This is a genomic window from Acinetobacter sp. GG23 (assembly GCF_057766365.1).
On the sequence record NZ_JBYMDJ010000001.1, the window covers coordinates 221,477 to 244,029 of the forward strand.

Here is a 22,553-nt window from a genome sequence, read left to right on the forward strand (position 1 = left end):
TTATTAGCTCAACTAGAAAAAAGTCTTGTTTCGGTAAATCTTCTTTAAGTATCGCAGTTTTAGTCATAATCCTTCGTTTTTCAGATTTTAAGTTTCATTCTTTATTATTTTCAAGTTATGAATAGTCATTAAATTGGCTAAAATTATTAAAAATCAATAGGATTTATTATGTCAAACTCAAATGTTGTTAAAGGTACTGTAAAGTGGTTCAACGAAACTAAAGGTTTTGGTTTTATTCAACAAGAAAACGGTCCAGATGTTTTTGCTCATTTCAGCGAAATTGCTAGTTCAGGCTTCAAAACCTTAATGGAAGGTCAGCAAGTAGAATTCAGCGTTGCACAAGGTCAAAAAGGCCCAAATGCCGTGAATATTGTTGCTATCTAAAAGATATTAATATACAGAAATTAGATGAATTAAAAGTAATGTAAATTACCAATTATTTTTAATTTTTGTATGCTAAAAAAAGCCGAGAATCTCGGCTTTTTTTTATGCCTATATATAAGGTAATTTAATACCTTCAACCAGGTAGTAGCTGCTCTATTTAATAACAAACTGATTGCAAAAATCAGCTGCAAATTTTCAATCAAATCCGCCATGATGCTATATATATATGCGATCAATTTCCTGCGCAATGCTCATGGAGACTCTAATGAATCCAGATCAACAACAAAATATCCCTAAGCGAGAATCACGCGTTTTTTCAAAAAGTTTTGATTATTCTTTAGATTTTAAAAAAATTAATTTTAGAAAAAGACCCGAACTGTATCGTATTGGCCGCGGTGAACAAGGGGTACTTCTGGTCGAACCGTATAAATCAGAAATACTGCCGTATTGGCAATTTGCCGATGAAGTTAAAGCTACCCAAAGTAGTGAAAAGATTTATGCATTATTTTTAGAGTATTTAGAGCAGGCTGACTTTATTGGTGCGGATATGGCCAGAAAGTTTTTACAAATGGGCTATACCCGCGCACGTCGCTATGCCAATCATAAAGGCGGTAAAAAATATAAGGGTTCAGTTCCTGAAGACAAAAAAGGTTTGAGTGGGGCACATGGTCGGCCAGAGTTAGCGCGTAGTGCAGAAGATCCTGTTAAAGCTGCGGCGGCACAAATTTTTAAGAAGAAATGGGATGACGCCAAGTCAAACCCCAAGTATCTGGAATTGAAAGATCAATTTAATACGTTTATTCAGAAAAATAGCCAAGTGTAAGCTGCAATAGATGTTCTAATAAATAGAACGAATCAACACCAGAAATTTAATGTATTACCTCCTATATATTCTAAAACTTATATGAGATTGAATTAGGGCTTAAGGTTAAATCAAAGCAATACTTAAAAAAATAATGATCAGAGCGCTAGAGAGTCCTTATTTATCATATTTATTCTCTTATTTTGAAATACATGACTTGAGATTGTCCATATTTTTTCTAAGCTTTTCTTTTATTAAAGGTTTTTATAATTAATCTTTAAAGACAGAGAAAAGTTATCAATTAAACCAAATCCCTCTATAATATTGCCCATTATTGCAAATGTCGGATGTTCGGTGTGCTCACTAAACGGATGACGCTAGTTACTCTCTTTTTTAAGTCAATTTCTTTTTCGTGATTCGGCTTATGTTTCAATATTTAGAATCTTATGGGTCTGTCGTGACACATAAGAATAGTTAGGTGCCAGCAGCATGGAAATCAAGGTTAATTATCTCGACAACCTTCGACAAGAAGCCAAGTTCGATGATTTTTCGGTAATTGCCGACCAACCAATTCGTTATAAAGGGGATGGTTCGGCACCGGGACCCTTCGACTATTTTCTTGCATCTTCTGCTTTATGTGCAGCCTACTTTGTGAAGGTGTATTGTGCAGCACGTGATATCCCGACCGATAATATTCGTCTGTCGCAAAACAACATTGTAGATCCAGAAAACCGCTACAAACAGATTTTTAAAATTCAGGTGGAATTACCTGCGGACATTTCAGAAAAAGATCGCCAAGGTATTTTGCGTTCAATTGACCGCTGTACGGTTAAAAAAGTGATCCAGACGGGTCCTGAATTTATTATTGAGCAAGTGGAAAGCATTGATGCGGATGCACAGGCTTTGTTGATGCCAAGTTTAGCATCTGAAAGCAGCACCTTTATTCCCGGTAAAGATCTGCCCTTAGAAGAAACGATTGCCAATATGTCAGGGATATTGGCAGGTCTTGGCATGAAGATTGAAATTGCATCATGGCGCAATATTGTACCGAATGTGTGGTCTTTACATATCCGTGATGCGCAATCGCCAATGTGCTTTACCAACGGTAAGGGGTCAACCAAAGAAAGTGCTTTGGCATCAGCATTGGGTGAATTCATTGAACGGCTGAACTGTAACTTTTTCTACAATGATCAGTTTTGGGGTGAAGACATTGCCAATGCTGAGTTTGTACATTACCCAGATGAAAAATGGTTCAAGCCAGGCCTGAATGATGAATTACCAAAAGAAATTCTGGATGAATATACTTTAGAAGTTTACAACCCAGACGATGAATTGCTTGGCTCGCATTTGTATGACACCAATTCAGGTAATATTGAGCGTGGTATCTGTTCATTGCCATTTATGCGTCATTCTGATGGGGAGGTGGTTTATTTCCCATCGAACCTGATTGAAAACCTGTATCTAAGTAACGGTATGAGTGCCGGCAATACTTTGGCCGAAGCCCAAGTACAGTGTTTGTCTGAAATTTTTGAACGTGCGGTGAAGCGTGAGATTTTACAAGGTGAAATAGCACTTCCCGATGTACCAGAAGATGTATTGTCGAAATATCCAAACATCGTGGCAGGTATCAAAGCTTTGGAAGAACAAGGCTTCCCGGTCTTGGTTAAGGATGCGTCTTTGGGGGGGAAGTATCCAGTCATGTGTGTGACTTTAATGAATCCGCGTACGGGTGGGGTGTTTGCTTCTTTCGGTGCACATCCGAAGCTGGAAGTGGCTTTAGAGCGTAGTTTGACTGAGCTATTGCAAGGCCGTAGCTTTGAAGGTCTAAATGATTTACCAAAACCAACCTTCAGCAGTAATGCAGTGACTGAGCCAAATAATTTTGTAGAGCATTTTATTGACTCAAGCGGACTAGTGTCTTGGCGTTTCTTTAGCTCAAAATCTGATTATGAGTTTGTCGAATGGGATTTTACTGCTGATGGTGAAAATGCCAATGCGCAAGAAGCTGCCACCATGTTCGGCATTCTTGAAGAAATGGGCAAAGAAGTGTATATGGCGGTGTATGAGCATTTAGGTGCAACAGCTTGCCGCATTTTGGTACCCGGTTATTCTGAAATTTACCTGGTTGAAGATTTAATTTGGGACAACACCAATAAAGCTCTTCAATTCCGCGAAGATATCTTAAATATCCATCGTTTGGATGATAAGCAGCTTGAAGCCTTGGTTGAGCGTTTGGAAGAATGTGACTCTGATGATTACACGGATATCGTGACCTTAATTGGGATTGAGTTTGATGATAATACCGTTTGGGGTCAGCTTACTATTCTTGAGCTTAAACTACTGATTTATATTGCCTTACAGCAATTTGAAGAGGCAAAAGATTTAGTTGAGCAATTCCTGCAATACAATACCAATACGGTTGAACGTGGTTTATTCTATCAGTGCCTGAATGTCGTTCTTGAAGTTGAACTGGATGACGGTATGGATTTGAATGATTATGAAACAAATTTCCGCCGTATGTTTGGTGATGAGCGGATGGATGCCGTGATTGGTTCGATGGATGGCAGTATCCGCTTCTATGGTTTAACTGAAACCAGTATAAAACTGGAAGGCTTAGACCGTCATTTACGTCTGATTGAAAGCTATAAAAAGCTTCATGCAGCACGTTCTAAGTTTGCAGCTTTATCAAAATAGGAATACCACATAGCAGGAAGGGAGCAATCGCGCATATTACGCAGTTGCTCCTATACTTTTGATGGAAACTAAAGACAGTTAAGAAATGTTAAATGCTTATGTATCAGAAATAAGCCTAATGATTTCAAAATATTAGGCTTATTTTTTGGCCTATGAATATATACATAAAAAAAGCATATCCAGATTAAATCACTGAAATAGATTTTTTGAACGTGTTAAGCTAAGTTTTTCTTTTATCCATACTTTTCAATGTTTTATTTAACTTTCTTGACACATGCTAATCAGTATAAAATCCTTTGTAGCGAATTATATATTCGCTAAATTACTCAATTTTCATCAACATTCGAGAGCCATAAGATCAGCTTATTATATTGCTAAACTTTGATATCTCGAATTCGTCAACTTAAGGTAAGGGATCTAGACATAGTATTCATGTAGCTAAAAACAGAAAGACTTATAAATCAGATTTAACTATTAGGACATATCATCAATTAAACTAAATATTGGTTAACGTAAGATAGATCGTTGACCTAAATAAAGGATATGAACTTTAAAGATATTGTAATTAACTTATGTTCACCTAGAATCTAGTTCACAATTAAATTTAAGTTTAATAAACAATAAATTTAATTACTTAGAGCACTAAAGTGATAAATTATAAAATATTTGGTTCATGAACCTAGCTATGAATACATATTTTCCTACTAAAAAGATCTTAAGACTAGACTCAATTTGTCTGGGAGAGTGGTGGCCTGCCACCACTAATTAAAAGGTGTCTATAAAATTGGTGGCTATTCAATAAGTGTAGGTTACTATTTGGTATAAAATATTATGCTGAGACTACGGTTTTGATAGCTACTAATTCTGTTTGGCTTTTTGGCGTAAGACATACAGATATAAGCTTTCTACTTTTTCACGTGCCCATGGTGTGGTACGTAAGAATCGTAATGATGATTTAACACTTGGATCTATGCAAAAACATCTAATTTCAATTTTACGATTTAAGCCTTCAAAGCCACCGTAGTAATCCAATAATTCATCCAAAATGTCAGCAAGTTTTTTGCCATGTAAAGGGTCATTGGAGGTGTTCATAATAGATCAACCATATTTTGGGAGGCTATTATTATAACCTGAGCTAGTTAGAAAATGAGAGGGTTGGAATTTAAACGTAATTAACATAGAAAATTACAGCTTATCTTCTTATTTACAACAGTGCTGATGCATAAAATAGTTTAACTAATTAATAATTCAAAGAAAGCTTTTTAATATATGCTACCGTTAAAAAGCTACAAGAAAACGACTTCTTTCAGGTGCACACCATTTAACTTATGTTTACCTAAAGTCTAGTTCATAAATATTATTACCAATAATTATATAAATATAAGCTACTTATCAATAATATTGAATATTTTTTAAAATTTAAGTTCATGAACCTAATGATCTTGTCAGTTAATTTTATGAAAAATAGACTAAATTCAACTCTAATGTTTAAGTTCAGGTTAATAGGAACTTTATGTTTCAACATACCGATATGGAGGAAAGTACTAGCATTAAAAAGAGATAGCATAAGAAGAGATTTGTTTTATAATATTTAAATTATTTAATAATTACAGCGAGTTAATCTTGGCAAAAATGGAGGAATTGCAAGCAGACATTATTTTAGTGTCAGACCTGCTAAAACAAAGGAAAGTACAAATTCCAGAGTATCAACGTCCTTATAAATGGCAAGCTCACCAAGTCACAGCTTTGGTTCAGGATATTATGCAACATGCACCAAAAGCACCTTACCGTTTAGGTACGATTGTCTTTCATAGACATGATGATGTTCAAGACATTGTAGATGGGCAACAACGATTTACTACATTAAAGCTCATTATTTTCGCTTTTGCTGAGTTGACTGGAGTCACTGGTAAAGAGCCGACTATCAAATGTAGTGAAGTTATTAGAAAAAATATTACGGAAATTTATAACTATTTAAAGCAACATCATTGGAAATATAATCATTCTCTCAGTATTAAAAACATCTCAAATAATTACCAATTGCTTCTGAGATTGTTGCGCAGTTGGAATGATGAAGAAATTTTATTACTCCTTCAAAATACACAGGTCGTTGTTTTTTACTTAAATAATATTACTGAAGCATTCCAATTTTTTGACTCTCAAAATGCACGTGGTAAGGATTTAGATCCACATGATTTACTTAAAGCTTATCACTTACGAGAGTTTGAGGAGGTAGACCAACAAAGAAAAACATCGATTGTTGATCGCTGGGAAAGCATTGAATCAAAAAAGCTCAGTAATCTCTTTGCTCGTAATTTGTATCGTGTAAAACAATGGATGGCTGGCAAGCCTGCAAAAGTGGCTTTCATTAAAGATGATGTACACTTATTTAAAGGTGTAACTTTAACGAAGATTGATCATTATCCATATGTTAAAGCATTATTAATTAGCCATCATTTCACTGATCGCTATAATCAGGATCTTGATCGAAACATTGACAAGCAACACTATGACTTTCCATTTCAACTCGATCAAGTGATGATTAATGGTAGGAGATTCTTTGAATATGTTGATTATTATCAAAGTATTAAAGATTATATTCTTAAATTAAATTCTAATGAAAATTTTACGCAGTACCAATTATTAGATGAAAAAAATCAGTTAGTACAAACTAACCTCATCACATTATTGTTTAAAAATAGCAAAAGTTATCGAGAAGGTGAGCAATTTATAGCCAACTTATTTGGTTGTCTTATGATGTGTTTTATCGATAAATTTGGTACTAGTGATTTAGAGGAATTTGCTGAAAAAGCATTTGTTTGGGCATTTTGCTTAAGATTTGAATATAGCCAATTAAAGTTTATTTCTTTGGATAATTATGTACTACGCTACAATTTATTTATAACGATTAAAGAAGCAATTCATGTAGAAGAAGTACTTAACTATCCGATAAAAATGTTACCCAATATAAATAAGGAAAGTTGGAGTAGTTTTAAAGAACGCATAGATGTCCGTGTAGTCAACTTTTTTAAAGAGAATCATTACTATGTCCAACAATAATGAGCTCATTGATTTTTTGTCTCTTAGAGAACTCTTCTTAAGTGATGATCGTTATTTCATACCAGTTTACCAACGTAATTATGAGTGGCAAGAAAAGCATATCAGTCAGCTACTAAATGATGTTAGAGATTACTACTTAGAGGAAGCGGATAAAAATTATTATATAGGAACACTGATTGTAAATCGGACAAAAAATAGTGAATATACCTATAACACTTTTGAAACAATTGATGGCCAACAAAGATTAACGACATTTAACATCATCGCCTGTGCACTTAAGTTTTCATTGAAAAATGAAAATTTATTTCGTAAAGAATTTGACAGTTTTTTTAAGCAACCTATTTTAAAATTTGAAAGCCGTATTTTTGCAGATAAGACCTTAAATCAACTTCATCAATTTGGAAAAATTAGCCCTGACTTTAGCAATGCAAATACAAAAATGTCAGAAGGTTTTGAAATTGTGAAACATGTACTAAAATCTATTGCAGATGATTTTAAAATAGGTCAAACGGATAGAAGCTTTTCTGGGTATTTACACTATTTATTTAACTCAGTAATTTTGACGCGTGTACAGGTTCCACAAGGTATAGATCTAAATCATTACTTTGAAATTATGAATACTAGAGGAGAACAACTCGAAAAACATGAAGTCCTTAAATCTCGTTTATTGAGTTATTTGAGCTCGGATGAACCCGCTATTAGAGAGGCTTTTAATAAAATTTGGGAAGCATGCTCTGACATACATAATTACGTGCAGACTCACCCAAATTTTAGCACAGCTTTAAGAAATAATATTTTTGGAAAAAAATGGTTTAGTTTCAGACCTAAAAACTATCAATCTTTATTTTTAAACTTTAAAGAAAATAATAATACTGAAATATTCATTAGTTTTACTGACTTGGTACATAATAAAAGCAAATCATCAGCTATAAACTATGGAACTAAACAAAATCAAGAACTTGATGAAAGAGATAATGATCGATTTCATAGTATTATTAATTTTGAAAATTTCTTACTTCATGCCCTAAAAACGTATGTAGCTGATGATCTTATTAAAAATATTTCTTTAGATGACAAACGCTTGTTAACGAACTTTGAAAGCTATACGAAAGATATGTCTATTGAAGAAAAAAATAGATTTTCGAAAAAATTTATCTTTCACTTATTAAAATTGAGATTCTTATTCGATCAATATGTCTTGAAAAGAGAGTATGCCAATAATAAGGATCATTGGTGCTTAAAAATGGTTCGTTACTATATGAAAGGGGAAAACGGACGTACTAATGCTTCATTCAATTATGTGAATACTTTTAATGAACGTAGATTCTCCACACTACACAATATTCGACGTTCATTACATGATGAAACCTTGATTTTGTTGTCAATGTTTCATGTTTCAAATCCGACTGTAATTTATAAAAACTGGCTATTTGCGGTGCTTAACTATTTAAATAAAGCATATAGTTATGAACCTTCATCTGAAGAAGCGGACAAACCAAATGGCATTGAATTAACGGATTACCGTGATTTTTTGCGAGATACGGCAACTCATTTTCTTGGTTACAGATATTTGAATGAACAACCTTATGAGTATGATGACATTATCATCTTTGATATGGATGATTGTGCCTATGCTACTAATTGGAAAGATTATTTAAGATATGGAAATATTAGAAATAATTTAGTTTTTAACTATATAGACTACTTATACTGGCTAGAACAACCGACTAAACGTAAGGATTTTGAATTTAGTTTTAGAAGTTCGGTAGAACATTTTTATCCTCAGAATCCGATGAGTGATAAAAATAAGATCGCGGATAAAGTACTCGATAGCATAGGTAATTTATGCTTAATTTCTGCATCTAAGAATTCTTCATTAAGTAATTATATGCCTAAAGCAAAAGCTGATCATTACAAGGATTCAAATAGCAAAGAAAGTATAAAGCAATCAGTAATGCTTGAAATTCTAGGTACAGAAGAAGAGTGGAACAAGTCTCAGATTAAAGACCATGAAAAAGAAATTTTTGAAAAAATTAGAACTGCTTTAAATTGTATATAAGATTTCGTATAAATCTTAGATAAATCAATTAATTTTAATTTACTTTGGATTTTGTTTAATTGTTTTTAGCTCAAGTGTACATGATTCGATTTTTTCTTGATGCTTTTCCAATTTTTCAATAAACGTGATTTCTCTTTCTTCCAAACCTTTTAATTGATTTTCGAGTTTATTTTGTCTTTTTAATAGAATTTCTTGATCCGCTAAAATTGATTTATTATTTTCTTTTATTTCTTCCGTATTCTTTTCAGCAAGGTGCTCTACAATCCAGTTTTCAATAAAATTATTATGTATTCCAGATTCTATAACTTTTATAGGAATTTCATCTAATTTCATCAGAGATGAAATCTGAACATTTAATTCAAATGGGTTTAATTGCTTTTCACGTTCTTTATTAGGAGCTAGTTTCAGATTTGCTTGAACCCATTGCCCATTCTTAAAATCTTCTGATAATGTCAAACCAATATAAATATTATGATATCCATTATAGTTCTCTAATGGATATCGAAGAGGTATTTCTTCTATATTCTTAAGATTCGTAAGTCTATGTATAGAGGATTCTTTATCTTTCCTTTCAATTTGTCCCATTACTATAAGTTTTGTATTCTTCTCATAGCCCCATCTTTTTTTCAATAATTGAAAGGTTTCATCATCATTTAGATACTTTAGTACATCTAATGTGTATTTGTCTTGGTTTTCCATGATGTCGCTTATCTAAATTAATAATTTATTAGTTGAAATGAGAGAAGCAAAAAACGTTCCAAAACAGATAAATTAAAAGCAAATATATAATAAAAACAACCAATTGAGAATATTGTATAAATATAATTAAAAAATAATCTGATTCTGTTTACCAATATATGAAAAATATTTCATTAATACTTAAAATACATTTAAAATCAAATACATACTAAGATATTCAAAATATCAAAGGATGTTTGAATAGTCAACAAATTTGTAAACACCTTTTTGACTTAGAAGTGTCGGTATCTAGTTATAATAGTGTTCAATCAAAGAAGATAAATAACTTCTATAACAGTGATCAAATTACAATTTAGGTGGGGTATATGATAAGAACTGAATATTTGAATTTTCTACAAACATTAGGGGAAGATCCTACTTTGGCTTCAGTAAGAAAAGTCGCCAATCTTGTCTTGAATAATCTGAATGTTTTAATACCACTAACAACGACGAGTGGACAACGTATAAGAAAAATAGTTGATTTAGGGCAGTCTAGTTGGTCTAACGCCAATTCTGATATATCAGTGATTACTTCAACACAAACTGACATTCATCCCAAATTGACAAGATTAAAAAAATTGACAGTAGGAGTTAACCTTTCAATTGAATCGTAATTTGTTTCATCAAAACATGATGGAGCAGTATTTCTCAATACTGAGTCAATTTTATCAAATAATTTATTGATGCCAGAATAACTTAAGGCAGAGTAGGGAGGCTTTAAAGATGTAAATAAAATTTTTGATGGAATATCATTTCTAATTTCATCTATATAAATTTTCAAAATTTTATAGTCTCTTTCTTGCAATGTAATCACGCGATAAGAATACTCATTCTTGATTTTCGGTTTTCTCAATCTATCATCGTACTCATCATCTGTATTTGTGATGATAAGGCTGTAAGAATGGCTTTGAATCGACTTTTTAATTGAATTTATAGTTAATAACATTAACTCACCAACTCTAAGCCCATAATTGACCATTAGATGAACAATTAAGAAATTTCTTAATTGAGCTTGTTTAAGCTTAAATGGATTTAATTCATTAGTCTTATTTGAGTTATTTGGAGATATAATTTGATATAAAGCTCTTAGCATTTCATCTGTCATGCTTTTAAAAGAATAATTAATTTCACTTTTAATTGTTTTATTTGTCTTTGAAAACCTATTTAAAATTTTCTTCTTATTTATCATGTATTTATCTAGATTAAGTTTAATCCTATCGATTTCCTTTCTTGTAAGTTGTGGCTGAGAATGAATAGTCAAGTATTCATCTATTAGAAAGCTATAAAACTTTAAGAATGATTTAATTCGATGACCAATTGTAGTGTAATTAACGCTTTGATTATTCCTTAGCCTAATAAGGTGATCATCATTTTTATTGTTGTTTTCCAGATAAATAATGAAACTGTCAATTTCATTTTGGATAATTTCGAAATTATAACTTGAAGAATAGAACGATTCACAAAAAGAAGTAGAAAATTTATCAAACCAAAATTCATACCAAAATTTTAATGAAATTAAATCAGCATGCTGAGTAGATTGGCTTTGAAAGCGAAGAGACTTCATTGTGTACAACATTGGGTAAAGACATGGGCAAGAAGAATCTATATCAAACAATAGAATCAATTGATTTTCATTTGAAACTTTTTTTATTAAATGAATTGTCTTTAAAGCAAACATAGTAAAGTTTATGAAGTATTGTTTAGGTCAACATATCACAATTCAGAATAAAAAGAATACTGCTTTAAGTTATTGAATTATGGTTAGAGTAGAAGAAATATGAAGTTATGGTTAGGTGTATCGGATTTAACATAATATACATTATACGAAATCAAAGATTATTTATAAAAAGCCACATAAATGTAGCTCTTTATATACTTCATAGAACTTCGAATTCGATTCTACGGTTTTTCTTTCGTCCTTCGGATGTTGTGTTATCTGCAACTGGCTTGTTTGAACCTAGACCTTCGATACTTAAACTTTTTATTGGAATATTCTTTCCAATTAAATAATTTTTTACTGCAGCTGCACGTTCGTGACTTAAAGTTAAATTTTTAGCCGCGTCACCTGAACTATCCGTATGTCCAATAATTTTGACTTTCTTTCCAGTAACCTTGCTTAATGCAACTGCCATTTCATCCAAAATTTTGGTACCTGATTCAGCTAGTATTACACTGCCAGATTCAAACTCAATAATTCGATTTTTTAAAGTATCATCAAGAATTTTCTGTTCCGCCTGATTTACAGTTAACCGTATATTTAAACGATATGGTGCTTGAACCAAATTTTGCAAATTTGCTGTAGTTTGCGGTATATCGCTTTGATTTGAGACTTTTCCAATCAATTCAAGCTGTGTACTGCGTATAGATAATTTCCCTTGTTTAACTTTATTTAAATCTGATGTAATGATTTTTGCAACAGAATCACTCCAGCCATTAGGTGCAGATACAGTACGAACCTGAATTTTGTCAATTACTTGATCTGCACCGTAAATAGCATACATTTTATTTAAAATCGCTTGTTTACTTGTTTCATTAGGTACAGCGCCTTCAGCTACGATTGGTTCTGCATATGCAATGACGACCGCATTTAACATCAAGAAAATGATATTAAAAATAAATCTAATTATTTGTTTTTTCATATTTTTTATTCATTAATAAATGTTTGTTTAAATAATTTCATAGCTTGGCTTAAGCTCATTTGGCGTTCACTTAGGCATTATTCCAAAGCTGCTAAACCGGCATTTTGTTCTAAATACGGATCAATCCAGTCTGCATTAAGCAATGAAACCCAATGCTTTGAATCCATTTTTTGATTAAATATTTCGCTTAATGCAATAATATCAGCACCTTGGAATCCAAATAACAATACCGGTGAATCACTGTGTAAAATTCCAAAGAACAATTCAGTATTTTGTTTAGACACAAAACAGGTAATTAAATTGACCCAAAAAGCGGCAATTTCATAGCAATAACTTGGATTATTTACCGGTAAAATCAGTACCTTTTTTAATCTGTTTGTTCCTTGTTTAATTACGGGTTGCAACAATAATCCTAAACCGATCATACTTTGAGCAAAATCATAAGTACTTATTCTGATTAACTGTGAAAATGAATGAATCGTATGATGTTCATAAAATTCCGCACTTTCCGCATTGGTAAGTATTTGAATTTCATTACTTAATTTTTCTAATTTATCTAGCAGAACGTCTGGATCACGTACAGAATGTATCATCCGATTTTTTTGAAACAAATCAATCAAAGTTTGCTTATGATTATAAGGTGCATACAAAATATGATCGTATGCCGAATCAACCTGTAATAAATGACTCAGTAACATCGGAAATTGACGACCTGAACTATCTTCACTGGCGATCAAATTAGCTACCATAAACTTACTTTCTTGTAGATTAGCAATAAAAAAATCCAATGAGGGTATTTTTGCATACGTGGCACTAAAATCTGATGACTGCATGGCATCTTCAAGTGCCTCCGTAATCCATTGATCTATCGATTGAATTAAAGAAGACTGGCCTCGAGTTTTCAGGAAATCACCCCGTGCAGGACATTTACCATAATAAAGTGGGAAAGTTTTCATTTCATACATTAAAAATCTCCTCCTCTTTCTATTATTCTGCTTAGTCGTTTGTGATCAATCATGGCATTGTTCCATTAAAATCTGATAATGGAGATGTTGCATTGGTTTTAACTGATGCGACAGGTGTCGATGCTGCTTGTGCAGCGACAACACGCACGGATTTATGATTTACGACTTGATCAACCAATTGCATGCCAGCATAACCACGGCTCGAACCAATTTGACCTGAATTGCCACTAATCAGACGAAAATTCACTTTCACAGCCAAGTTTGGATTTTGTGGATTTTTCCAAATCATTTCAAAACTACCATCGCGTTGAGTACGCTGCGCACGATCAATTAAACGGTTTATTCCATACTCGCCCGGTTCATCAAAAATCGTATGGGTCTGCCCTTCTAAATCTATAGCTGTAATACGTGCACCCGGAATAGCCCCTTGGTTTGGCCAGACAAAATTTACCCATTGCTGAATGCCATTTTCGTAGACCATTCTTTGTCCATCAATATCAATCGTATAAGAAAATAGCTGGGTATTTTCCAAGGGATAAAATTGGAAATTTGATTGATTCGTTGCAGCGGATACTGAAGCTGGATTCAACTCTCCTGTCGCCACTCCATTACTCGGTGCAACATAACTTTGGAAATTCATGACAAATTGAGGATTTAAGCTCAGTCCTAAATCCTTCCATGTTTTAGAGGTCAAGGTATATCCACGACGAATTACCAATGGATCAAGATGATCTTTCACAAAGCGTGCAATACTGCCATTTCCACCAAATATTTGGCTAATTTCATTGCTGGTCGCCTGCAAGCTCGCAGAGGAATTAAACGGATATTTTTGGCTTAAATTTGCTGTAAACGGTTGATTGACTTGCAGTCCCCATAAGTTATTAAGCTCATCCTGTGCAGGAATCAATAAACTATTAAATGCTTGCGTTAATGGACCCATCAATAGTTTTTGCAAAATCTGTTGATCCAGTTCATTTAGTCCAATGGACATTTTTTCATCAACAATTTTTTGGGTAGCGTTAAAGACTGAATTTTGATCATTAATGGTTTGCTTGACCAAGGTCATGGCTGAAGGACCAATATCCCCTGCACTTTTTAGATCATTAAACTTGCTACGAACTTGCGCAAGTGATTGCATATATTCATCCAATAAAGATTTATTCTGCTGATCATCCCGCTTACGCACCATTTGATAGAACATCGAGAATTCTTTTGAAATCACAGTTTGAGCTTGATTCGATGCCTGTTGGGCAATGTGAGCATCATCATTACTTAAAAATTTACGTTTAAACCAGGCCACAAAACCTGTTTGCGGTGCAGCGAGTTCTGCTTGAACGACTGGATTATCCCAACTGGTTTCTTTAGCAATATGATTGATAATAGAACGAATCGGTGAATTTTCTGGTTCACCTAAAGTGTCTATATTCTTTGCCTGTTGTTTGAAATCATGAGGCTTTGCATAAATGCCATTCAAAAATTTATGCCATTCAGCGATATATTCCTGTTTATATAGGGCAGTCAACTGCTTGCGAATTTGGTCTGGACTTCCACTAAAAGTCAGATCATCCGATTGCGTGCTATTTAATACCCAATCTTTACTATCCGTTGGACGGTTTGCAGCTACATCAATGGCTTTTTCTACATAATCCGACCATGCTTTATAGGTAAATATGCCAGGCAAGGCATAACTGCCCAGTAGTGTATTTTGGCTATTTTCCCCAACTAACTGCTTCACCGTGACTGCAGGATAACGCACTGCTGCACGCATTTTTATTTCGTTATATACACGATCACGCGCAGGCATACCACGAATCACGGACAATAAAACTTGGCGAGTTTGATCTACCAGCAAGGTATCCGATTCAAGAATAGGAAATTTCTGCTCATTCGTTAGAGTCATACTGTAGGATAAAATTTGCTCCGCTTTCTGGATCATTTCCCCACGCGGCATTTGACCACGGTTTGCATCCAGCCAAGAGCGCCAGAAACGTGTGACTTGATCACTTAAATGACTTGAATCCATAAACTGTGGATTACTCATCATCAAATAAGCTTTTAATGCATTATAAGCATCTTGAGGATTGGTTTCAGATGGCTCTAAATATTGTTCATTTTTAGCAATTTGCTTTATTTCAACATTGATATGATTGGCTTTTAAAGTCACTTCATTGCTTTTTACCCGTTGCAAATACTGGGTAATATTTTGCAGTGTCGGCTGTAAAACAATTTGCTTCACGCCTTTTAAATATTCCGCTTTTAACTTGTCACGCAATTCATTGCCTTGATACAAACCAAAACTAAATTTAATGGGGCGATCTTCATTAAACTGATCCAGTTGTTGCATGCGATCCTGTAAAATCAACAAAGCGTTCAATTGCGTTGATAGCTCTTGTCCCGATTGTTTTTCAAGTTGAATAACCTGGTATAGATCTGCCTGAACATCAGCAATCAGCTGTTGATTATTACGATATGACCATACCCATAAACTTAGGATCAACGACATACCGAATAATGCGGCAATAAAAGCAAGGTTGCGTTGTCGCTTACGTCCTGGATTAATATGCTGTTTAACCAGATTCTTATCTTTTAAAATTACCTCTGAAAATAAACCTTTCAGGAAGTAACCATGATTTTGGGAAATCGAATTGGTCGGTATGCTATTTTCACTGTTCGGACTTTTGGATAAAAGAAAATCCTGTGCGATCTGCTCTGTCATTGGACTTTCGATCCTGCCTTCTTGCAAGGCACTGGTGAAATAGAAACCCCGGAATATAGGTTTAAACTGGTAGGGATTTTCTTCAAATAAAGTTCCAATAAAGGTTTTTAGTGCCGGTTTTAGGCTCTTAAACTCTAAAGGAAATGTCATTACACTCGGTGAGATATTTTGTGAATGACGTCGACTGAGATGTGTGGTACTTACCCCTTTTAAACCATCATATAAAATAGAATAATGCTGTTCAAAAAGTTCAACTGCACTATTTGCAGAATTCGGGTCATATTTTAAGGTTGCACCCCATACTTGATCAAATTCATTGACTTCATAATACTCAAAAAATTCGGTAAATCCTGCGATCAAATCCATTTTAGAAAACACCAAATACACAGGTGCAAAAATCTCTAATCGTTCGGTTAAGTCTTGAATTCGTGCTCTTAAATTTTTAGCCAGTTTGATTGATTTTTCAGGACTTTGACTGACCAGATCCGCAATACTGACAATCACGATAAGACCGTTAATCGGTGCTTTAGGGCGGCTTTTCTTTAATAAACCTAAAAAGCCTAACCATTCAGAATGATCTTCAGCATAAACCGAATAACGCCCAGCCGTATCGAGTAATATCCCTTCAGTTGAGAAAAACCAGTCGCAGTTACGTGTGCCACTTAAGCTTGAAGAAACCATTTTTTGATGCGACTGTTCAAAAGGGAATTTAAGCCCTGAATGATAGATCGCTGAACTCTTACCTACTGCCGGATTACCAATCACCATATACCAAGGTAATTCATATAAGGCAGCATTACCCTTTCTATCTCCCAACTTCGACTTACGAATCAGTTGAATAGATTCTTTTATTTGCTGATTAATCAGTTGTAATTCATCTTTATCTTTCTGCTTGCCATATTCCGCATGCGTATTACTTTTTATGGCTTCAGCAAGTGCTTCACCCTGTTTAGAATGACGATATTTTTTCCTCAGCCAATATATGCCATAGCCGATGAGTATCAAAACATAGGCTGCAATCAACGCCCAAAAAATATTTCGGGGAATGACATTATATGAAGAAACCAGTGCCACTAAAAAAGATAGTGCAATAATGGCTTTAGGATGGGTTACATACTGCCAGACATAAGCTAAGATGTTATAAAACATACGGTTCTCGTTATTCTATTCATTTTTATTAATATTTAAATGGCTTATTTTTCGAATTGATTTGATCCAGCAACCGCTTGAAAAATAGCATGAGTTGAGGCTTGATCGATACTGTGTATCATTGCTATAAGATCCTTTGGCATATGTACACCCAACATAAAGCCAAAAATTTTTGCAAGTGGTTGTGTATGGCCAAAATTTTGTTGTGTATATAAAAGATGATATGTTTCTATTAAAGTGGGGACAAAAATCTGGTTGGTTTGTTTAATCACTTTGATATCAGTTGCATTATCTAAAACCAGTACAAAAGGCTGTTCCTGCTGGGTGTATTTCGTATGATGAGGTACGGCCTGATCTAGACACGCCGCTAGATCATGGACATTAAGTGCAATTTTAAGTGACTTGATGGCTTCTGCATGATTGATGTTTAGGTCCTGAGCAGCTACGCACCAGCTAGATGCAAATTCTGCAGCCAAATAGTCATTCGACAACCATATTTTTTCATCCAGTAACTCTTGATCAATTTCAGAATCCACATTGATCACCAATGACACTTCATGTGATTGTGTTGATATTTGATCCAATAAATGCAGCCAATTTTCATAGGAACTTTGCTGATTTATAAAGTGATGTTGGATATGTATATGCTGCAAAATAATGCCCAATGACTGCATAAAATTAAGCAACATTCTTTCGCTAAAATGTTCATCCCACACATGCAATAAACTGTCTGATAATAAAATATGAATATTTAGTCGATTTAAACGTGGTATTTGCTCAACTTGAAGCTCCCATTTCTCTTCATTGCTAGTCGGATCGCTTACAGAGAAGTCCAAGTTGTTCCAGGCAGGATGCATATGATACTGGTATGCCAGTTCACTATCATAAAAAAATGCAGACTGTTTTAAATGTTCTCCCACTTGCAATAAAATTTCGCTTTGTTGCTCTAACGGGTGTTGAATTAATGCCAGGATTCGTTGCAAACGCTCCTGCTTTTCTTCCATTTCCTCTTCATCGTTCTGTTGTTCCAATACATTATCCAATGCCGTAATTCTATAGGATAAGACAGGTAAGCCATCACCATGGGTTAAGCTATGATCTAATTCTGGGCTTTTAAAGTTTTTCATTTCATCAATAATGGCTTCATTTTCACCAAATGCACTAAATGCCGATGAAGAGAAAATATGTAGATTTAACCATTTAACATCTTCAACTTTTTCATTGGCTTCTGGTATTTCTTTATTCGATTGTTGCTCTAATAAAGCTATTGCTTGTTGTTGTTTACGTAATTTATATGCATGGTAAGCTTGATAAATTAGATAGGGTGCAAGCAGGATTAAAGATAAAACTAAAGGTAAAACGATAAAATATGACAATAAATCCAGGCTGGATGGATCGTATTGGATGTCACGCCAATAATAAATAATCGTTATGCTGACAATTAGAAAGATACTGCTCAATGCTCCTAGAATGAGTTTAATCATTGCATATCTCCCAATAATGCATAACAGGTTTCTGAATTATGTTGAGCAAGTTTAGGCATTAAAAAAGCCCCCTGTGACAAGCCAAACTGCGAGTTGGAATCTAGACAAAGAGGCTGCATTTCTTCTTTTTTTAGAATTAAACGTAAATCCACCACCACGGTTGGACTGCACCAAGTCGATAAAAAAAATTTAAGCTTTTCACTCAGCTTCTGTTTAGGCATAAAATTAAAATAATCTTTTTTAGATAATGGACCGACTTGTATTTCTATTTTCCCGTCGATTTGTCGAATACTTTCTCCACAAAAAGTATTAATACCTAATAAACTGGTATTTAAACTGCCTAAAGTTGTTTTTTGTGTCTCATCTAATTTGAATTTTTCTTCAATAAACTCTTTTATTTCAAAATCAGCTTTAAAAATACAATTCAGCATTGTCTTTAAAGCATAGACCGTATTATTTTGTCCCTGCATTAAACCTGAAAATTCAGCGAAATAATCATCTAATTCAGCTTGATCCTGTTGCGAACTGACATAACCATTTAACGCATGCAGAATATCAAGATAATCATTTTCTTTTTCAATTTCATAACGTATCGGCAAATGATAGGTCAAGCTTGCGTCTACATATTGTGCAGTGAGCTTATGATTGAACAATCCCAGAAAGTTAATGATTTCTAATTTCTGCTGTCGACTACTGTGTTTCATTTTATGGGTATAGGTATACGGTAAAGCACCTTGCATCCCTGTTAAGCCAAAAATCAGATTGGTTAAATGAATCTGCCCATTTTCTAAAGTTAGTGTTTCGATTTCAGAAGCAGGAAAATTAAGGTTTAAAGAGCTGTTAAATTTAAAGTCATTTGCCCAATACTGCGTTGTAGCGGTATAAGGCATGTGTCTTAATAAGCGTGTAGCTTGAATAAACTCATAAGCTGTAGGTGTATTCATCAGATCATCAATTACAGAAGCATCTTTCCACCAACGTTCTGAACGCATTGGTATAACTCCTGTTGTGTGTTTGCATCACTGACGATAATGTCTACATAACTATTCATTTGAACTTTTAAATTAAATACATGACTTAAAAGTTGCGAAAAAACATATAGGCTATGTCCTCTAAAAACCTGTGAATCGATGGCTAAATTGACTTTGACACCTCGCACAAATAAAGGAAATGGCTTAGTTTGAATAAGCTTTTGCGTTAAAGAAAAATCAATATTTTTAATGGAATCGATAATGAGATGATTTTCTTTTAATTTAGGTAAATTATACAACTCCAAAAGTTCCTTCATATGACTAATCGCATCGCCTTTCATGAATGACAATGTGTTTAGAGAAAGATGAGAAATAATGCGCCATTGTTCCTTTTTATTTTGTTCAAAATAATAGGGCTTAGTGGGCCTTTTTAACATAAGCGCACGCCGTGCTAAATTACTATCATTTACATGAAGAATATTATTGGCCTGACTTAAAGCCTCATGCGGTAAATCTCGATTGCAACACAATAATCTGATACTGATAAAATCAGACTTGGTGCTTTGAGGTGACAAGTGTTTCGAAATAATCGAATACCTCGTTTCAACCGATTTATTTTGTAATTGGATGGGATTCACACTATAAAAAAACTGAATACTCTCCTGATGATAATGACTCATCGCAAAAAATGGCAAAACAGGAAAAATGACCTGGTCTTGATTGCTTTTTTCCCGAATCATATTCATCTCATGAATTGAATAAACTTGATAAAAGTCGGGATGATGAGCATCTGTCACCAAGGAGTATTCCAGTTGTTTATGATTGATTTTCTGGGGTTCTGCTTGCTTATTAAATAGGTTCACCACTGGCGTCGAAAACAATTTAAAGTTAGCGACATTTAATTCAGCATAATTTCGAATACAAGCCTGATCATTCAGATTTAATTTTAAATGAATCCTCACTTCAAATTTGTTTTGCTCAGCGGGTAAATGATTTAAAAAATTTAAATTGAGATTTAGATAATTAAATTTTTCAGGAAAGCAAAAATATTCCATTAACAAACGATAAGCATGATGAGTATGCTGATCAATGGGTAATAAACTTTCTGTTTCATCAAAACCCACCACTTCAAATGGATTGGTGATTTCAATAAAATCATTCCCTATTTTTAATGAAAATCCAGTACTTTTATTGAATATGTTATCTAAAACCTGTAACGGAAAGCTTGAAATTGCATCCAAATAAATCGGTAATTTTTCATTCATTAAATTTTTTTTACTGTGATTAAAAATTTCAAAGCTGAAGCTCAAGGTCGCATTTTGATTTAAATGCATATGCGCACTAGGATTAGTTTTAAAGCTTAAATTATTCAATAAAATAGGCAGCAATCTAATGGGCCCCGTCGTCGTGAATTCACACTGTACCCCTTTAAAACTACGTGACTTTAATGCAGTTGATTTAGGAATTTCATGTGCTTCAGTCAATTGTTTGACCTTGTTGATATCCTCAAAACTCACCACTGAACATGCAGGGAAAGGTTTAAGATATTGAGGAAACATGACCTCGAATAATGAGCAGGTAAAAATATCATAACTGTCCGCTAGTTTTTTATCGATACGAGCAGCAACCAGTGAAAAAGCTTGAATCAACCGCTCAATATGCGGATCATCAATTTGTTCCTGATTAAGCGATAAGCGTTGAGCAATTTTTGGGTATTTTTGTGCAAATTCACGCGATTGTTGCCCAAATTCTTGTAATTGCTTTTCATAATACGGTAATAGTTCTTCAATAACGGAAAACCCACTTAAGCTCGCGCGGAAATAACATATTGTTGTGTTGTTGGTTTTAATGAAGCATCAAAAATAACCGGTTCAAATAGAGGATGAATGTTTAAATAGGCTTGAATGCTTAAACATAAAGCTCCCATATTATGACTATCGAGCAAAATCTTTACTTTAATTTTTCTTAACCTCGGTTCATGTGCAGCTATTGATTGTTCAATCGATTGACAAATTTTATCCCGATCGGTTGGATTAGCGGTCGATAACCCAACAAAATCAATAATCCCAAATCGCAAAATAGATTGTTTCGCTAACGGAAAATCTTCAATGAAGTCATCTAATTTAGCCATGCGGCTATTGAGTAAATCCTCGAGATCAGAAGCAATAGATTCCCGTAGTTGTTGAAGCGATATCCCCTGATAATTTTTCTCTGTTTCAGGCAATAAACGGTCAAATAAAGTTGTTCTAAAACCATATGGATAGAGTTGATCTGGATTCATATTTTTCTTATTTATTCATGTGATTGATGAAAAAATAGAGGCCAACATAGGTTAGCCATTATCCTTATCATCAAATTATGCAGCGTAAGATGCTGTATTATTTGAAAGTGACCATTTCTTAGTTACAGCACCTTTTTGTGTGCCGTTAATATCTTGTTGATTATAGGTCCACTCTACCGCTGCATATTTCAATCCGAATGATTCAGTAGGTACACCTTCTTCATTTACATGTGGTATTACGCTTGATACCAGAACATGTTTTAGTTTTATTTGAAGATATTTAATACGTTTATCACCATTTGCACGATAAAAGTCGATTTGAACTTCATCAAAGGTATAACCGGCTGAACAGGCTTCCCAAAGTTTTGGGCTTGTTGCATCCAGATCTTTAACAAACAGCATATCTGAATGTTCAACACGTTCAGCAGTATGACCACCCACACTTGAAGATGTTGCAGATTTTGGTTGGCGGATATTGTGTGCCCAAGAGTTCACTTCTAGCCAATCTTTATGCTCTGAGTCACGAGATTCGCCATCAACTTTATATTTTCCTCGAAATTGTACGTATATATCTTTCATTTTTATAAATTTTCCTATTTTAATTTTAAGTT

General features: G+C 33.9%; 14 protein-coding genes and 2 pseudogenes. 5 read left to right on the top strand and 11 right to left on the bottom strand.

The annotated features are described in order from the left end of the window. Window positions 1-168 precede the first annotated feature (168 nt). The 3 genes from AC3CAU_RS01060 (at window position 169) to AC3CAU_RS01070 (ending at window position 3,880) form a co-directional block, all read left to right on the top strand. On the top strand, window positions 169-384 hold the full coding sequence (locus AC3CAU_RS01060) for a cold-shock protein (protein WP_067723482.1): 216 nt from the start codon (window positions 169-171) through the stop codon (window positions 382-384). Window positions 385-649: 265 nt separating this feature from the next. Further along, a complete protein-coding gene (locus AC3CAU_RS01065) occupies window positions 650-1,207 on the top strand; it encodes a DUF4385 domain-containing protein (protein ID WP_447053092.1) in 558 nt (185 codons plus the stop codon). Between the two features lie 468 nt (window positions 1,208-1,675). Next, window positions 1,676-3,880, top strand: a complete 2,205-nt coding sequence (locus AC3CAU_RS01070; RefSeq protein ID WP_447053093.1) for an OsmC domain/YcaO domain-containing protein — start codon at window positions 1,676-1,678, stop codon at window positions 3,878-3,880. 858 nt (window positions 3,881-4,738) lie between these two features. Here AC3CAU_RS01070 and AC3CAU_RS01075 read toward each other — a convergent pair. Further along, window positions 4,739-4,972: a VF530 family protein gene (locus tag AC3CAU_RS01075; protein ID WP_131218144.1), complete on the bottom strand. Its 234-nt coding sequence runs from the start codon at window positions 4,970-4,972 to the stop codon at window positions 4,739-4,741. A gap of 540 nt (window positions 4,973-5,512) precedes the next feature. Here AC3CAU_RS01075 and AC3CAU_RS01080 point away from each other — a divergent pair. Further along, window positions 5,513-6,940, top strand: coding sequence for a DUF262 domain-containing protein (locus tag AC3CAU_RS01080; protein WP_447054314.1), 1,428 nt, complete (start codon window positions 5,513-5,515; stop codon window positions 6,938-6,940). Continuing rightward, a complete protein-coding gene (locus AC3CAU_RS01085; RefSeq protein WP_447053094.1) occupies window positions 6,927-8,999 on the top strand; it encodes a DUF262 domain-containing protein in 2,073 nt (690 codons plus the stop codon). Before AC3CAU_RS01080 ends, AC3CAU_RS01085 begins: the two co-directional genes overlap by 14 nt. A gap of 39 nt (window positions 9,000-9,038) precedes the next feature. On the opposite strand, the gene AC3CAU_RS01090 is transcribed toward AC3CAU_RS01085, so the two are convergent. The 10 genes and pseudogenes from AC3CAU_RS01090 to AC3CAU_RS01135 form a co-directional block, all read right to left on the bottom strand. Then, window positions 9,039-9,698 (bottom strand): hypothetical protein, encoded by a 660-nt coding sequence (locus AC3CAU_RS01090; protein ID WP_447053095.1) that lies wholly within the window; start codon window positions 9,696-9,698, stop codon window positions 9,039-9,041. A gap of 589 nt (window positions 9,699-10,287) precedes the next feature. After that, window positions 10,288-11,301, bottom strand: coding sequence for a site-specific integrase (locus AC3CAU_RS01095; protein ID WP_447053096.1), 1,014 nt, complete (start codon window positions 11,299-11,301; stop codon window positions 10,288-10,290). 313 nt (window positions 11,302-11,614) lie between these two features. Beyond that, window positions 11,615-12,310: pseudogene (locus AC3CAU_RS01100) on the bottom strand (OmpA family protein); the annotation flags it as partial. Between the two features lie 71 nt (window positions 12,311-12,381). Beyond that, window positions 12,382-13,341 (bottom strand): annotated as a pseudogene (gene tagF / locus AC3CAU_RS01105) (type VI secretion system-associated protein TagF). Window positions 13,342-13,390: 49 nt separating this feature from the next. Continuing rightward, on the bottom strand, window positions 13,391-17,206 hold the full coding sequence (gene tssM, locus AC3CAU_RS01110) for a type VI secretion system membrane subunit TssM (protein WP_447053097.1): 3,816 nt from the start codon (window positions 17,204-17,206) through the stop codon (window positions 13,391-13,393). 44 nt (window positions 17,207-17,250) lie between these two features. Then, entirely contained in the window at window positions 17,251-18,690 is a 1,440-nt protein-coding gene (locus AC3CAU_RS01115) for a hypothetical protein (RefSeq protein WP_447053098.1), read from the bottom strand. Further along, window positions 18,687-19,682, bottom strand: a complete 996-nt coding sequence (gene tssG, locus AC3CAU_RS01120) for a type VI secretion system baseplate subunit TssG (protein WP_447053099.1) — start codon at window positions 19,680-19,682, stop codon at window positions 18,687-18,689. The genes AC3CAU_RS01115 and tssG overlap by 4 nt, the downstream gene beginning before the upstream one ends. Further along, window positions 19,646-21,490 (bottom strand): type VI secretion system baseplate subunit TssF, encoded by a 1,845-nt coding sequence (gene tssF / locus AC3CAU_RS01125; protein WP_447054315.1) that lies wholly within the window; start codon window positions 21,488-21,490, stop codon window positions 19,646-19,648. The genes tssG and tssF overlap by 37 nt, the downstream gene beginning before the upstream one ends. Next, window positions 21,466-21,942 (bottom strand): type VI secretion system baseplate subunit TssE, encoded by a 477-nt coding sequence (gene tssE / locus AC3CAU_RS01130; protein ID WP_447053100.1) that lies wholly within the window; start codon window positions 21,940-21,942, stop codon window positions 21,466-21,468. The genes tssF and tssE overlap by 25 nt, the downstream gene beginning before the upstream one ends. A gap of 75 nt (window positions 21,943-22,017) precedes the next feature. Then, entirely contained in the window at window positions 22,018-22,521 is a 504-nt protein-coding gene (locus tag AC3CAU_RS01135) for an Hcp family type VI secretion system effector (RefSeq protein ID WP_131218158.1), read from the bottom strand. Window positions 22,522-22,553 lie beyond the last annotated feature (32 nt).